This window comes from Psychrobacillus lasiicapitis, assembly GCF_006861795.1.
Classification (GTDB): domain Bacteria; phylum Bacillota; class Bacilli; order Bacillales_A; family Planococcaceae; genus Psychrobacillus; species Psychrobacillus lasiicapitis.
The window spans coordinates 1-15,528 of record NZ_VDGH01000023.1; the positions used below are offsets into that span (position 1 = coordinate 1).

General features: G+C 39.1%; 15 protein-coding genes, 1 rRNA gene and 1 riboswitch. All 16 genes read right to left on the reverse strand.

The annotated features are described in order from the left end of the window. Positions 1-381: 381 nt before the first annotated feature. Entirely contained in the window at positions 382-1,641 is a 1,260-nt protein-coding gene (gene purD, locus FG382_RS22355; RefSeq protein ID WP_142541054.1) for a phosphoribosylamine--glycine ligase, read from the reverse strand. A gap of 16 nt (positions 1,642-1,657) precedes the next feature. Beyond that, a complete protein-coding gene (purH, locus tag FG382_RS22360) occupies positions 1,658-3,193 on the reverse strand; it encodes a bifunctional phosphoribosylaminoimidazolecarboxamide formyltransferase/IMP cyclohydrolase (RefSeq protein WP_142541055.1) in 1,536 nt (511 codons plus the stop codon). Between the two features lie 41 nt (positions 3,194-3,234). After that, a complete protein-coding gene (purN, locus tag FG382_RS22365) occupies positions 3,235-3,807 on the reverse strand; it encodes a phosphoribosylglycinamide formyltransferase (protein ID WP_142541056.1) in 573 nt (190 codons plus the stop codon). Then, a complete protein-coding gene (purM, locus tag FG382_RS22370; RefSeq protein ID WP_142541057.1) occupies positions 3,807-4,862 on the reverse strand; it encodes a phosphoribosylformylglycinamidine cyclo-ligase in 1,056 nt (351 codons plus the stop codon). The genes purN and purM overlap by 1 nt, the downstream gene beginning before the upstream one ends. An 11-nt stretch (positions 4,863-4,873) precedes the next feature. Next, positions 4,874-6,295, reverse strand: a complete 1,422-nt coding sequence (gene purF / locus FG382_RS22375; RefSeq protein ID WP_142541058.1) for an amidophosphoribosyltransferase — start codon at positions 6,293-6,295, stop codon at positions 4,874-4,876. Beyond that, the gene (gene purL, locus FG382_RS22380) at positions 6,271-8,502 is read right to left on the reverse strand and encodes a phosphoribosylformylglycinamidine synthase subunit PurL (RefSeq protein ID WP_142541059.1); all 2,232 of its coding nucleotides are present in this window, start codon (positions 8,500-8,502) and stop codon (positions 6,271-6,273) included. The genes purF and purL overlap by 25 nt, the downstream gene beginning before the upstream one ends. Further along, complete coding sequence (gene purQ, locus FG382_RS22385) at positions 8,486-9,172, reverse strand: phosphoribosylformylglycinamidine synthase subunit PurQ (protein ID WP_142541060.1); 687 nt, start codon at positions 9,170-9,172, stop codon at positions 8,486-8,488. The genes purL and purQ overlap by 17 nt, the downstream gene beginning before the upstream one ends. Then, a complete protein-coding gene (purS, locus tag FG382_RS22390) occupies positions 9,169-9,423 on the reverse strand; it encodes a phosphoribosylformylglycinamidine synthase subunit PurS (RefSeq protein ID WP_142541061.1) in 255 nt (84 codons plus the stop codon). Before purS ends, purQ begins: the two co-directional genes overlap by 4 nt. Next, entirely contained in the window at positions 9,420-10,136 is a 717-nt protein-coding gene (gene purC, locus FG382_RS22395; protein WP_142541062.1) for a phosphoribosylaminoimidazolesuccinocarboxamide synthase, read from the reverse strand. Before purC ends, purS begins: the two co-directional genes overlap by 4 nt. A 15-nt stretch (positions 10,137-10,151) precedes the next feature. Beyond that, positions 10,152-11,447, reverse strand: coding sequence for an adenylosuccinate lyase (gene purB / locus FG382_RS22400; RefSeq protein ID WP_142541063.1), 1,296 nt, complete (start codon positions 11,445-11,447; stop codon positions 10,152-10,154). A 16-nt stretch (positions 11,448-11,463) separates the two neighbouring features. Next, the gene (gene purK / locus FG382_RS22405) at positions 11,464-12,585 is read right to left on the reverse strand and encodes a 5-(carboxyamino)imidazole ribonucleotide synthase (RefSeq protein WP_142541064.1); all 1,122 of its coding nucleotides are present in this window, start codon (positions 12,583-12,585) and stop codon (positions 11,464-11,466) included. Then, on the reverse strand, positions 12,582-13,070 hold the full coding sequence (purE, locus tag FG382_RS22410) for a 5-(carboxyamino)imidazole ribonucleotide mutase (RefSeq protein ID WP_142541065.1): 489 nt from the start codon (positions 13,068-13,070) through the stop codon (positions 12,582-12,584). Before purE ends, purK begins: the two co-directional genes overlap by 4 nt. A gap of 138 nt (positions 13,071-13,208) precedes the next feature. Further along, a riboswitch (purine riboswitch) is annotated at positions 13,209-13,309 on the reverse strand. 95 nt (positions 13,310-13,404) lie between these two features. After that, positions 13,405-13,596 (reverse strand): NETI motif-containing protein, encoded by a 192-nt coding sequence (locus FG382_RS22415; RefSeq protein ID WP_142541066.1) that lies wholly within the window; start codon positions 13,594-13,596, stop codon positions 13,405-13,407. Positions 13,597-14,195: 599 nt separating this feature from the next. Further along, positions 14,196-14,771: a hypothetical protein gene (locus tag FG382_RS22420; protein ID WP_142541067.1), complete on the reverse strand. Its 576-nt coding sequence runs from the start codon at positions 14,769-14,771 to the stop codon at positions 14,196-14,198. A 92-nt stretch (positions 14,772-14,863) separates the two neighbouring features. Continuing rightward, complete coding sequence (locus FG382_RS22425) at positions 14,864-15,169, reverse strand: nuclease-related domain-containing protein (RefSeq protein ID WP_211356443.1); 306 nt, start codon at positions 15,167-15,169, stop codon at positions 14,864-14,866. Positions 15,170-15,444: 275 nt separating this feature from the next. Then, positions 15,445-15,528, reverse strand: a 5S ribosomal RNA gene (gene rrf / locus FG382_RS22430); the annotation flags it as partial.

The following is a 15,528-nucleotide window of genomic DNA, read 5'->3' on the forward strand; positions in this document are numbered from 1 at the left end:
TAGCGAGACAGGTGAGACCCCGCACGTAGCGTTAGCGGAGGAGGAGGCTCACCGCTCGCCCCACGGAAAGCGTCCGCCTGGAGCGGAAATCATGGCGGACATCTTAGTATCTTACCGCGCAGTTTCCTTATAATGTGAGGAATCTCGACTCACTCTCATCCAGTTAATGGATAAGAACAACCAGTCACCAGTCAGTCATTGAAAGCAATCAATGCTCTTCAGAAAGCAACTAAATCAGCATAAAGGGAACCAAATTGCTAGTGGAAGCAACCATTTCTTAATATAACAAATTTACTTGAAGTGAGAGTCGATAACAGCCGCGCAGTTTTCCAATATCCAATAAAAAAGGATATCCCCAATACCGGAGATATCCTTTTCAAATTATTGAAACGTTCGCCAGCCGATATCTGTTCGGAAAAACAAACCTTCCCATTCTAACTTAGACAAGCCCTTGTATACTTTTTGTTGTGCTTCTAAAAGTGTAGACTCGCTTGCAGCTACTAATATTACACGACCGCCGTTTGCAATAAAATCCTCTCCATCGGCTTTTGTGCCCGCGTGGAAGACGGCAAGACCAGCCTCTTCAAGAACTGAAAGATTAGGAAGTCTAGCACCTTTCTTCACATCTGCTGGATATCCCTCTGAGGCAATTACTACACCTAGCATCGCTTCTTCAGACCATTCTAGCTGAAACGGTTTTTCATCCATTAATGCCGTCATAAATTCACCGAAATCACTTGTCATTCGTGGTAACACAACTTGTGTTTCCGGATCACCGAAACGAGCATTGAACTCGATTACTTTTGGTCCTTCGTTTGTTAAAATTAGTCCGGCATATAAAATACCAGTGAATGATGTTCCTTCTTCTGTCATCGCATTTACTATTGGAATTACAACTGTTTCATAAGCAGTATCCACGACTTCTGATGAAATTTGTGGAACCGGAGAGTACGCTCCCATACCACCTGTGTTCGGACCTTTATCTCCGTCATACGCACGTTTATGATCTTGTGCAATAACCATTGGATAAATTTGTCCTTTATGCACAAAGGACATAAACGAAAACTCTTCGCCATCTAGAAACTCTTCAATTACAACACGAGAGGAAGATTCACCAAATAATTGGTTACCAATCATGTCCTCAACTGCTGAGTTGGCTTCTTCCACTGTCATGGCAACTACTACACCTTTGCCAGCAGCTAGTCCATCTGCTTTTACAACGATTGGAGCACCTAGTTTTTCTATATATGCCTTTGCTTTTTCAACTTCTGTAAAAGTTTCATACGCAGCAGTCGGGATATTGTATTTTTTCATTAATTCTTTCGCAAAGGATTTACTTCCTTCAATCTGGGCAGCAGCTTTCGTTGGTCCAAAAATACGAAGGTCTTGGGCTTCAAAATGGTCTACAATCCCACCGGCTAGTGGTTGCTCAGGCCCAACAAACGTTAAATCGATATTGTTTTCTTTTGCAAAGCTTGCTAATTCTTCAAATGCCATGACATCGATCGTCACTATTTCTGCATCATTTTCCATACCGGCATTTCCAGGGGCTACAAATACTTTTTTTACCGAAGGTGAATTATTGAATTGCTTTGCAATGGCATGCTCACGACCGCCACTTCCAATTACAAGAATATTCATATTCAATGCGCCTCCCTTAATGTTTGAAATGACGAACGCCAGTGAATACCATTGCGATTCCGTATTCATTTGCTTTGTCGATGGAGTCTTGATCTTTTACAGATCCACCAGTTTGAATGATTGCAGTGATACCAGCCTTTGCAGCAGTTTCTACTGTGTCGTTCATTGGGAAAAATGCATCCGATGCAAGTCCTGCTCCTTTTGCACGTTCCCCCGCTTGTTCCAATGCAATTTTCGCGGATCCCACACGGTTCATTTGACCAGCACCGACACCAATTGTCATATCTTCCGTAGCTACTACAATCGCGTTAGATTTTACATGTTTTACAACATTCCAGCCAAGCTCTAATGCTTTCCATTCTTCTGCAGTTGGTTCACGGTCTGTTACTACTTTTAAGTCAGCATCTTTTAATCCGTATGTATCAGGTGATTGAACTAATAATCCGCCTTCTACAGAAACGGTATTCCAAGCATCTTTTTTCGTTTGTTCAAATGCAATTGTCAGTAAACGAATATTTTTCTTTGCTGTTAACATAGCAATTGCTTCCTCTGAGAAAGAAGGAGCGATAATAATTTCTAAGAAAATACCTGCTAACACTTTTGCAGTTTGAGCATCCACTTCACGGTTTAATGCAACAATTCCACCGAAAATAGATGTCGAATCTGCTTCGTATGCTTTATTAAACGCTGCAGAAATAGTTTCGCCTGTCCCAACACCACAAGGATTCATATGTTTTACTGCAACCGCTGCAGGAAGTTCGAATTCCTTCACAATCTGAATAGCAGCATTGGCATCTTGAATATTATTATAAGAAAGTTCTTTCCCGTGTAATTGAGTTGCAGAAGCAACTGAGAAATCTGATCCAAGCGGACGTTTGTAGAATGCTGCTTGTTGGTGTGGGTTTTCTCCATAACGTAACGCTTGTTTACGCTCATATGTAAGTGTTAAAAGTTCAGGGAATTCTTCACCAGTTAACTCTGTCATGTAACTAGCGATTAATGCATCGTACGCAGCTGTGTGACGGAACACTTTTGCAGCTAACTTGCGACGTGTTTCAAGTGTCGTTTCACCAGTTTCTTTTAATTGGTCTAACACTTCTGCATAGTCTGTTGCGTCAGTTACTACTGTTACATATTGATGATTTTTTGCTGCAGAACGTAACATAGATGGGCCGCCGATATCGATATTTTCGATTGCATCCTCGAATGCAACATCTGGTTTAGAAATAGTTTCGCGGAAAGGATATAAATTGACACACACTACGTTGATCGGCGTGATATGATGCTCTTCTAATTGTGCTTGGTGTGCTGGATCGTCTTGTTTTGCCAATAATCCCCCATGAATCATTGGATTTAAAGTTTTTACTCGACCATCCAATATCTCTGGAAAGTTTGTTACAGAGTCTACAGATGTGATTGCTACTCCATTTTGTTCTAAAAATGCCTTTGTACCACCAGTTGATAAAATTTCATAACCTAGCTGTTCTAACTCTTTTGCAAATTCAAGAATTCCTGATTTATCTGAAACACTTAGTAAAGCACGTTTTGACACGTTAATTCCTCCTTAGTTTAAGTAAGAAAAGCCGGTAAAGTTTACCGGCTCCATAATTTTTGTAACGTCTTCGTATATAACTCATGCTCCACTGCATGAATACGTTCTTCGGTTTTCTCTCGATTGCCTTCCACTACTTCTATTGCTGCTTGTGCTAAAATCGGACCAGTATCCATCCCAGCATCCACATAGTGAACAGTCACTCCCGTTAACTTCACTCCATGTACCATCGCTTGTCCAATTGCATCTTTTCCTGGAAATGAAGGCAATAAAGAAGGGTGAATATTGATAATCCGGCTTGGATACGCCTCAAGCAAAACATGCCCGATTAAACGCATATATCCTGCAAGAACGATCCACTCTACTTCAAGCTCTTTTAGCTTCTGTAAAATTTCTTGTTCATAAGCTTCTTTCGAAGAAAAGCTAGAAGGCTTAATGGCAAGAGTTTCGATACCTGCAATACGCGCACGTTCTACTACAAACGCATCTGGCTTATCTGTCACTACAAGTGCTATTGTTCCAGATAAATGTCCTGCTTCAACTGCATCATGGATTGCTTGAAAATTACTCCCACTTCCTGATGCAAATACTGCAAATTTCGGTTTTCCAATCATTACACTAAACTCCCGTCATGAGTTCCGTTGAATAGGACACCTTCACCTTTCACAACACGACCAATTGTGTATGCTTTTTCCCCGTGTTTTTCTGCAATGGTAATTGCTTTTTCGGCTTCTTCTTCAGACAATGCTAGTACAAAACCAATTCCCATATTAAATACGTTATATAAATCACGATCTGTAAGCTCGCCTTTTTCTTTTAACATGTTGAAAATAGGTAGTACTTCCCATGATCCTAAATCTACCTCTACTGCTAAACCTTCAGGCATCATACGTGGTAAGTTTTCATAGAACCCTCCACCTGTTACATGTGCCATTCCGTGAATAGAAAGCTCATGATGCATTTCCATTACAGGCTTTGCATAAATCTTTGTTGGAGTAAGAAGTGCTTTTCCGATCTCTCCAAACTCTTCATAACCTGCAACTACTGTTTCAGCAGAATAACCTTGCTCTTCAAATACTATTTTACGTACAAGTGAATAGCCATTCGAATGGACACCACTAGAAGCAATACCAACTAGCACGTCGCCTTCGGAGATTTTTTCGCCTGTTACAATTTTCGATTTTTCACAAGCGCCAACAGCAAACCCTGCTAGATCATATTCATTTTCCTCATATAGACCTGGCATTTCAGCTGTTTCTCCGCCGATTAAAGCTGCTCCCGATTGAACACAACCATCAGCAACACCTTTTACGATTTGTTCAATACGCTCTGGAACGGCTTTTCCAACTGCAACATAATCTAAGAAAAACAATGGTTCCGCACCTTGTGCTACAATATCATTTACACACATCGCCACGCAGTCTATACCAATCGTATCGTGTGAATCTGTCATAAACGCTAATTTTAACTTCGTACCAACACCATCTGTACCCGAAATAAGGACTGGCTCTTTATAATTCAATGAAGACAAATCAAACATACCACCGAACCCACCAAAAGTACCCATGATACCTTTTCTAGCTGTCCGTTCGACATGTGATTTCATTCGCTGAACTGCTTCATAGCCGGCTTCGATATTAACGCCTGCTTTTTCATATGCTTTTGACATGTAAAATCCTCCTATCGAACAAGCTCTTTTTCATGTGGTAATTTTGTATTCGGAGCAATAGGAGTAGGATACTCCCCAGTAAAACAAGCGAGACAGTGCCCGCAATTTTTCCCTTCATCTGGTCGTCCAATCGCGCCTACCATACCTTCTACTGATAAAAAGGAAAGAGAGTCCGCTCCAATCAGTTCGCACATTTCTTCTACACTATTATCCGAAGCAATGAGTTCCGAATCCGTGCTAATATCAATTCCGTAAAAACAAGGACTTTTTAATGGAGGAGAGCTAATGACAACATGCACTTCTTTGGCTCCAGCATCTTTTAACATTTTTACTATACGTTTGGAAGTTGTTCCTCGTACAATCGAATCATCTACCATGACCACACGTTTACCTGCCACCACTTGACGTACCGGTGAAAGTTTCATCTTCACTCCACGCTCACGTAAATCTTGGGAGGGTTGAATAAATGTACGTCCTACATAGCGATTTTTAATAAGACCCATTTCATATGGAATACCAGAAGCTTCTGAAAATCCTATCGCTGCGGAAATACTAGAATCTGGCACGCCAGTAACAATATCTGCATCTATTTGAATTTCGTTTGCAAGCTGTTTTCCTAGTCGTTTTCTCGCCATGTGTATATTGATCCCATCGATATTCGAATCAGGACGAGAGAAATACACATACTCCATTGTACAAATTGCTCGTTCTGCTGGCTCTGAAAAACGTTCTGAGCGGACACCTTCATCATTAATGATAAGTAGTTCACCAGGTTCAACTGAACGAATAACTTCGGCACCAATTAAATCAAATGCACTTGTTTCTGATGCCACTACCCAAGCATCATCTAACTTTCCTAATGAAAGCGGACGCATGCCATGTGGATCCTGAGCCACTAATAATTTATCTTCTGTCAATATAACAACTGCAAATGCACCGTCTAATAATCTTAGTGCTTCTTTCGCACGTTCCACCAACGAATTGTAATGACTTTTCTTTAACAAATGAGCAATTACTTCTGTATCAGAAGTTGTTTGAAAAATACTACCTTGCTGTTCTAAACTACGTTTTAAACGACCTGCATTAACGATGTTACCATTATGAGCGATTGCAAGACTGCCAGTAGTCGAATTAAAAAGAAGTGGCTGCACATTTTCAAGTCCAGATCCACCTGCAGTTGCATAACGAACATGTGCAACTGCAGCTTTTCCTTGTAATTTTTCAAGCTTTCCATTACTGAATACATCATTTACTAAGCCTTCACCTTTGACAGCTCGCAAAAATTCTCCGTCTGTTACGACGATTCCAGCACCTTCTTGACCTCGATGCTGTAAAGCGTGCAAACCATAATAACTAATTGGTGCAGGATCTGGATGTCCCCAAATTCCGAAAACACCACATTCTTCGTTTAAGCCTCTGATTTCAGCAAGCATGGTATTGCCCCTTTCCAAGCGGAACGGAATTCGTCAACAGAACCGCTAATCCATTCAGTTCCGTCTTCATTAGTAATTTCTACTTTATTCGAATCTGTTACAGCACCAATCTTAACTGCGTCATTGACGATTGCTTCAAATTTAGCAGCATTTTCTGGTTTAACAGATACAAGGAAACGAGATTGAGACTCACTAAATAATGCTGTTATTGCAGAACCATTCAGTGTTACTTCTACGCCAAGTCCATTTGCACCAAAAGCTTTTTCTGCTAACGCAACTGCAAGTCCACCTTCTGCAATATCATGAGCAGATTGTACAAAACCAGATTTAATAGCGGAGAGTAAAGATTTTTGGCGTGTTGCTTCCACTTCTAAATCAATCGACGGAGCTTGACCAAAAATACGTTTCTCTACTAATTTCTGAAGCTCTGATCCACCGAATTCTGTTTTTGTTTCACCAATCACATAGACGATATCTCCGGCTTGCTTCACGTCTTGGGTTGTTACATGAGCTAAATCTTCTACTAGTCCAACTAAACCAATCGTTGGTGTTGGATAAACCGCTGTTCCACTACGTTCATTGTATAACGACACGTTACCACCGATAACCGGTGAATCTAATGCGATACAAGCTTCTGAAATACCGTCAGCAGATTTTTCAAGCTGCCAGAAGATTTCTGGGTTCTCTGGATTACCAAAATTCAGACAATCTGTAATAGCAAGTGGTTTTGCCCCAGAACATACGACGTTACGTGCAGCTTCTGCTACAGCAATTTTGCCACCTACTACTGGATCTAAATAGATGTATCTAGAGTTACAATCCGTTGTCATTGCTAACCCTTTGTTTGTACCACGAACACGAACTACTGCAGCATCCGAACCAGGAGTTACTACTGTACTAGTACGAACTTGATAGTCATATTGGTCATAAACCCATTCTTTTGAAGCAATTGTTGGTTGTTGTAATAGGTTAAGAAGTGTCTCTTTATAATCTGTGACTACCGGCTCTACATTTTCCATAGCTTGGTATTCTGTAAAGTATGCAGGTACAGAAGATGGCTTATAATATACTGGTGCTTCTTCAGCTAGCGCATCTGCTGGAACTTCTGCAACCACTTCTCCTTTATGAAGTAGACGAAGCATCTTATCATTCGTTACTTTACCTACAGCAACACAATCTAAGCCATATTTATCAAAAATCTTCACGATTTCCTCTTCGCGACCTTTTTTTACTACGATTAACATACGTTCCTGTGATTCAGAAAGCATCATTTCATATGCTGTCATACCCGTTTCACGTTGAGGAATATAATCTAAGTTCAATTCCACACCATGTCCAGCTTTCGAAGCCATTTCAGCAGAGGAAGAAGTTAATCCGGCTGCACCCATATCTTGAATACCAACCAGTGCATCTGATTTTACGACTTCTAAGCAAGCCTCCAGTAAAAGTTTTTCCATAAATGGATCTCCTACTTGCACAGCTGGACGTTTTTCTTCCGAAGCTTCTGTCAATTCTTCCGAAGCGAATGTTGCACCATGGATACCATCACGACCAGTTTTTGCTCCTGCGTACATTACGGTATTGCCTTCACCCGCAGCAATCCCTTTTTGTATATCTTCGTGGTTGATCAATCCAACACACATTGCATTAACTAGTGGATTACCTTCGTAGCAATCATCAAATTGAATTTCCCCACCAACTGTAGGAATTCCGATACAGTTACCGTAACCAGCAATTCCAGCTACTACTTCTTCAAATAAATATTTCACACGTGGTGTTTTTAACTCACCGAAACGCAAAGAGTTTAGCATCGCAATTGGGCGAGCTCCCATAGAAAATACATCACGGATAATACCACCAACACCAGTTGCTGCTCCTTGATACGGTTCAATAGCAGAGGGGTGGTTATGTGATTCCATTTTAAAGACAACCGCTTGACCGTCGCCGATATCTACGATTCCAGCACCTTCACCAGGTCCTTGTAATACTTGAGGTCCTTTTGTAGGAAATTTACGTAATACAGGCTTAGAGTTTTTATATGAACAATGCTCAGACCACATAACCGAAAACAATCCTGTTTCTGTGTAGTTTGGAAGACGTCCTAAAATCTTTTCTGCCATCTCAAATTCTTCGTCTGACATTCCCATTTGTGTATATATTTTTTGTTCTTTAATTTGCTCCGGATTTGGTTCAAGCATGACTGACATGAGATTCCCTCCACTGTTTCACTATTGATTTAAATAATGCAAGCCCGTCTGATCCACCCATTATGTCATTCGCAGCACGCTCTGGGTGAGGCATCATTCCTAAGACGTTTCCTTTTTCGTTTATAATACCTGCAATGTCTTCAATACTTCCGTTTGGATTTTCAGAAGCATAGGTGAAAACGATCTGGTTGTTTTCTTTTAAACGAGCAAGTGTTTCTTCATCGCAAAAATAGTTCCCTTCACCATGTGCGATTGGAATTTGAATTACTTCGCCTTTTTGATATGCAGAAGTAAATTGAGTTTCATTGTTTTCTACTTTTAGACCAACCGTACGACACATGAATTTAAGGTTTTTATTTCGAAGTAATGCTCCCGGTAAAAGCCCAGCTTCTGTTAACACTTGGAATCCATTACATACACCAAGAACTGGTTTACCCGCTTCCGCAGCTTTTACCACTTCTGACATAACATTCGAGAAACGAGAAATCGCTCCACAACGTAAATAGTCCCCATAAGAGAACCCACCTGGTAATAAAACACCATCGAACCCGCTTAAATCTGTTTCATCATGCCAAACGTACTCGACTTCTTCTCCAAGCTCGTCTTTAATCGCATGATACATATCTAAATCACAGTTGGATCCTGGAAAAACGATAACTGCGAACTTCATTTGCCAGCTACCTCCTCAACTTCATAACGGTAGTCTTCGATTACTGTGTTAGTAAGGAGTTTTTCACACATTTCTTTAACAGTTGTATCTAAATCACGATCCGACTCTTCGATTTGAAGCTCCAAAAACTTTCCGATACGAACATCTGAAACTTCTTTATAGTTCATAGAGTGTAGAGCACCCATAACTGCGGAACCTTGTGGATCCAAAACACTTTCACGTAATGTCACATATACTTTAACTTTTTTCATTTTAATAGTCCTCCTAGTCGGGAAAGTATAATTTCATAAACATCTGTTAAACTACCTAAGTTGCGTCGAAAAACATCTTTATCGAGCTTGTTATTTGTTGCATCGTCCCATAATCTACAAGTATCTGGAGAGATTTCATCTGCAAGTAGTATTTCGCCATTTGTAGTTCTACCAAATTCTAGTTTCATATCGATTAGTGTTACACCGATTTCTTTAAAAATCGGCTGTAACACTTTATTAATCTCCAGTGCTTTCGTTTTAATCGTCTCTATTTCTTCTGGTGTTGCAAGTTCTAACAATGTAAGATGCGCATCTGTAAGTAAAGGATCCCCTAATGTATCGTCTTTGTAGTAAAGCTCTACAATCGAATGCTTTAAGGCTGTTCCTTCACCAATTCCCAATCTTTTTGCCAAACTTCCTGCTGCTATATTCCGAACAACTACTTCTAAAGGAATGATTTCTACTTTTCTCACGAGCTGCTCATTTTCCGAAATTTGCTCAACAAAATGAGAATCAATTCCATGCTTTTTTAATTGGTCGAAAAGAATAGTTGTAATTTTATTATTTAATATACCTTTACCAGCTATTTCTTCTTTTTTCTCACCATTAAAAGCTGTAGCACTATCCTTATAAGATACAAATAAAATATTTTCATCTTCAGTTGCAAATAATTGTTTTGCTTTACCTTCGTATAATAGACGACCTTTTTCCACTGTGAATTCCTCCGATTAGTTAAGTCCTAAACGCTCGAAAATCATATCAACATGCTGAATGTGATAGTTGTAATCAAAGCAATCATCCAGCTCTTCTTTCGAAAGTAGTGAAGTGATTTTTTCTTCTGCATCTACAAATGTACGGAATGCTGTTTGCGATTCCCAAGCTTTCATAGCAAGCGGCTGTACAGTATCATACGCTTCTTCACGAGCTAAGCCTTTGTCGATTAATGCCAGTAGCACACGTTGAGAATAAATTAATCCTAATGTGGAATCCATATTACGTTTCATATTTTCTGGGAACACCGTTAAGTTTTTCACTATGTTACTAAAGCGATTTAACATATAGTTAAGTGCAATGGTTGCATCCGGTAAAATAACACGTTCTGCTGAAGAATGAGAGATATCTCTTTCATGCCATAAAGAGACATTTTCATATGCTGTCATCATATAACCACGTATCAATCTTGCAAGTCCTGTCATATTCTCAGAACCGATTGGATTACGTTTATGAGGCATTGCAGAAGAACCTTTTTGTCCTTTAGCAAAGAACTCCTCTACTTCACGTGTTTCTGACTTTTGTAACCCGCGAATCTCCGTTGCAAACTTTTCAATTGAAGTTGCGATTAAAGCCAGTGTGCTCATGTACTGTGCGTGGCGATCACGCTGTAATGTTTGAGTAGAAATTGGTGATGCTGCAAGTCCTAAGTTTTCACAAACATATTTCTCTACAAATGGATCAATGTTTGCGTAGGTTCCTACTGCCCCAGACATTTTCCCAGTTTCGATCACTTTTGCAGCAGCTTCAAAACGTTCTAAGTTACGCTTCATCTCTTCTGTCCAAAGTGCAAGTTTTAATCCAAAAGTTGTTGGCTCTGCATGTACTCCATGCGTACGTCCCATCATAACTGTATATTTATGTTCTTTTGCTTTATTTTCCAAGATTTCAATAAAGTTCTGAATGTCTTTACGGATAATAACGTTTGCTTGTTTGATTAAGTATGAAAGAGCCGTGTCTACTACGTCAGTAGAAGTAAGTCCATAATGAACCCATTTACGCTCTTCTCCTAAAGTTTCAGAAACAGCGCGCGTAAAAGCTACTACATCATGTCTTGTTTCTTGTTCTATTTCTAAAATACGTTCAACATTGAATGATGCATTTTTTCTAAGTGCTACTACGTCTTCTTTAGGAATATCCCCAATTACAGCCCATGCTTCACAAGCTAATATTTCTACTTCTAACCAAGCATTGTATTTGTTTTCTTCAGTCCAGATTGCACCCATCTCCGGGCGAGTATAGCGTTCGATCATTCGAGTTCCTCCTGTATTAAGACCAGATTTTAGATGTTTCAATTTCTTCTATAGTTTGCTCAATATTAGTTGAAAGAATCGTGACATGGCCCATTTTGCGATTTGTTTTTGCTTCACTTTTTCCATATAAGTGAACGGACCAGTTTGGATATTTAGTCATCGAGTTTGTTAATGATATTACATGCTGTCCTAAAACGTTTACCATCACTGTGTCTGTCCAAAGCTTTGGTTCACGTAATGGCCAACCACAAACTGCCCGAATATGTTGATGGAATTGCGAAACATTACAAGCTTCTATAGAATAATGACCTGAGTTATGTGGTCTAGGCGCTAATTCATTTATTAATATTTCCTGGTCGTTTAACACGAACATTTCTACTGCAAGCGTACCAACAAGGTTCAAATGATTGACAATCATGTTAGCTGCTTTTATCGCTTTTTCTCCAAGCGATTCATCTATACGAGCTGGGACAATGGTTTCGTGCAAAATATGATTCACATGAATATTTTCACCGATTGGAAGACAATACGTTTGTCCATCTCCATTACGCTGTACGATGACCGATATTTCTTTTGTAAATGGAACAAATGCCTCGGCGATACAAGCAGAATGTTCAAATAGCGATTTAGCGAGTGGTAGGTCTTCTTTGGATTGGATTGTTTGTTGCCCTTTGCCATCGTATCCGCCACGTGAAGTTTTTACGACACAAGGAAACCCAACCTCATCAATCCGCTGTTCCAGTTCCTCAAAATTACTCGCTTCGACAAATTTCGCAATTGGTACGCCAGCATCCTGAAGTTCAGTTTTTTCTAGTATGCGATCTTGCGTAATCTTTACAAGTTCTGCACCTTGAGGAACATAGGCAATTTGTGATAAACGTTTCAAACCTTCATAATCGATATTCTCAAATTCATACGTAATTACGTCGCTCACTTCTGCTAGTTCTTCTAAAGCAGCTTCATCATTATAAGCTGCAACAATGCGAATATCTGCGACTTGTCCACAAGGCGAATCCATTGTCGGCTCAAGTACAGCAATTTTATATCCAGCTTCTTTGGCAGCAAGTGCCATCATACGACCGAGTTGTCCACCACCGATAATACCGATAGTTTGTCCAGGATAAATTACTTTCGTCATTGAAGATCACCGTTACTTTCAAATACTTTGTTTTTCGTCTCTTCTCTTCGTTTTTCTAATCGTTCCGCTATTTCTACATCTTGGATTGAAAGAATTTGCACAGCAAGTAATCCGGCATTTGTTGCCCCTGCTTTCCCGATTGCTACGGTTGCAACTGGAACGCCACCTGGCATTTGTACAATCGATAATAATGAATCTAATCCATTCAGTGCTTTAGATTGTACAGGAACCCCAATAACAGGCAGTGTAGTCTTAGCGGCAACCATTCCTGGTAAATGTGCAGCTCCACCAGCTCCTGCAATAATCACTTGTATTCCACGTTTACGTGCCTGCTCTGCATATTCAAACATTAAATCAGGTGTCCTATGTGCAGATACGACTTGTTTCTCATACGGTATATTTAGTTCATCCAGGATATCACAGCTATATTTCATTGTTTCCCAATCACTAGAACTACCCATAATTACACCAATTTTTGCGTTCATTATTTTCGTCCTTTCGTCAAACAAAAAAAATTCCCTAAATAAACCACTTTCTACGGAAGAAAAGCAGTTTACTTAAGGAACTTAGTTGCTTAGTTAGTGTCATTAATAACATACGTGAACACATCCTCTTAGCATAATCCAAAAGTTGCTTTCCCTCATAGTCCAGTCATTTACGGTGACTTGGTAGAAACGCTAAAGCCAATTCTTTAGCATATATGGGGATCTAATTGTCTGTTGCTACTCATATTTTAACAAGACTGATGAGTCACGTCAATGCAAAAATACGAACAATGAATATAACTAAAAATAAATTGTTCGGTTATTGACATTATTTTTATATATTTTCTTCTTTAATACCTTTTAACATTATCAATTGTTTAACCGGGATAGGTTGTCCGTCCACTTCTGCAAAAATCGGTTCTTCCTTTCTACCCGCTATTCGAAAGCCTTGTTGTTCCATCCTCTCTATACAAGCGGCGATGCTTTCATTTTCCTCTACTTCAAACCAAACTGTCTCTTTTTTCATAGCCAGCCAACCTCCAAATTCAATACTTCTTATAAGAATAGCTTATATAATCATTTTCATCAATTTATGATGGGGTTGAGTTGGAGTTGTCTAGCTTTGGAAATATAGATTATCCAGGTTTCAAAGGAGATTGTCCATTTATTAAATGGATCGTCCAGGTTCTGCTATAGATTGTCCAACTATCTAAAGGGATTGTCCAGGTTTTATAGAAGATTGACCAGCTTTTGAGATAGTTTGTCCAAGTACTAATCGATTGTCCAACTTCTGCTATAGATTGTCCAACTATCGAAGGGGATTGTCCAGGTTTTATAGAAGATTGACCAATTTTTGAGAAAGATTGTCCAATTAATAATTAATTGTCCAACTTCTGCTTTAGATTGATCAACTATCGAAAGGGATTGTCCAGGTTTTAGAGGGGATTGTCCAGCTTTGAAGATAGGTTGTCTAGTTGCTAGTCGATTGTCCAACTTCTGCTATAGATTGTCCAACTATCGAAGGGGATTGTCCAGGTTTTATAGAAGATTGACCAACTTCTACTCTAAATCTAGCACATTATCGAAGGAGAGTATCCAGACTTGATATAAGACTGTTCAACTATTCTATTTCTCATCTATTCTTCCTTTCCAGTTATCTAATTTCTCCCATTCTAAGATATAGTGAGTAGTATTTTTGGATTTTCCTTTTCTAGACAGATTCATTGAATTCAATATTCTACTTGCTAACTGATGAGATTCTATACCTAAAAAGTTCCTACACTCTTTATTTGTAATGGTGTGCGAAACTAATGCAAACCACTCATGTATGGTAAATATATGAGCCAATCTATCGATATTTCCGCAGTTTGGACAATTCCATCCATTAATCTTCTTAACCATTTCGAATCTGCCGCACTTATTACACTTAACTCCTTTAATTAACTCAGCCGATTCAATTCCCCATTTGTTACACATCGGATATGGAATATAAGGTTGATTATGTTGCATTATTGTTTCTGATAATTCTTCCATTTGAGCAACAGTTAAATATTCTTTCTGTCTCTGTAACTTTCTTATATACACGGGAATATTTGATGCATAAATAACAGCCGTATGATTTGGTGCCTTGAGCACAATTGATTTAGTGCTACTAAAGGAAATTACACCTACAATAGGAATACATACCCCACGCTTACTCACCCATTCCCTTAATAAATAAGTGCTCTCTCTACTTGTATTTCCGGACTCCTAAAGGGAAATGAATCATGCTTACCAGAGTCTAATTCACGTTTCTAACAAGGTGGGTTATTTTCAAAATACAATTTCCCCACTATGTTCTTACACTCTAAGATGACTATAAAATACTGACATATGAATAGTGTATCAATCTGGAATTTCCCATTCGAAGTCAAGTTTACATCATGTAAAATATTATAGTTAAAAGGGAAATCGTGTTTCTCAAATACATCTTCTACAGTTGCTTCTCCTATAATACCTGCTTCTGCTGCTTTCAGTTTGGAATTAATGATACTCTTCATCGCATGATCAATTGGCAAACGTTCATAAAGCATTTGCAAGCCTAAATATTTATAATTCATTGTACGCTTCTTAATAAGCAAGTCATCACTCCTTTTTGTGCATATTAACACATTTTAAATAAAAGTAAATTTGCATAAAGAGAGAACAACTCTTTTTTTATTACAAAAGCACGAGAAGAATCGAATTTTGTTACATAATAAGAAGGCAAAATTCTATTTTACATATTTTTTTATTGATGAAAAATGTCGTTATTTCCTGGGAAATGTCGTTCTACTTATTTTGGTTTACACAAAAAAAGCCGCTACCGAATAAATCGGTAACGACTTTTATATTTGCCCAGCGACGTCCTACTCTCACAGGGGGAAACCCCCAACTACCATCGGCGCAAAAGAGCTTAACTTCCGTGTTCGGTATGGGA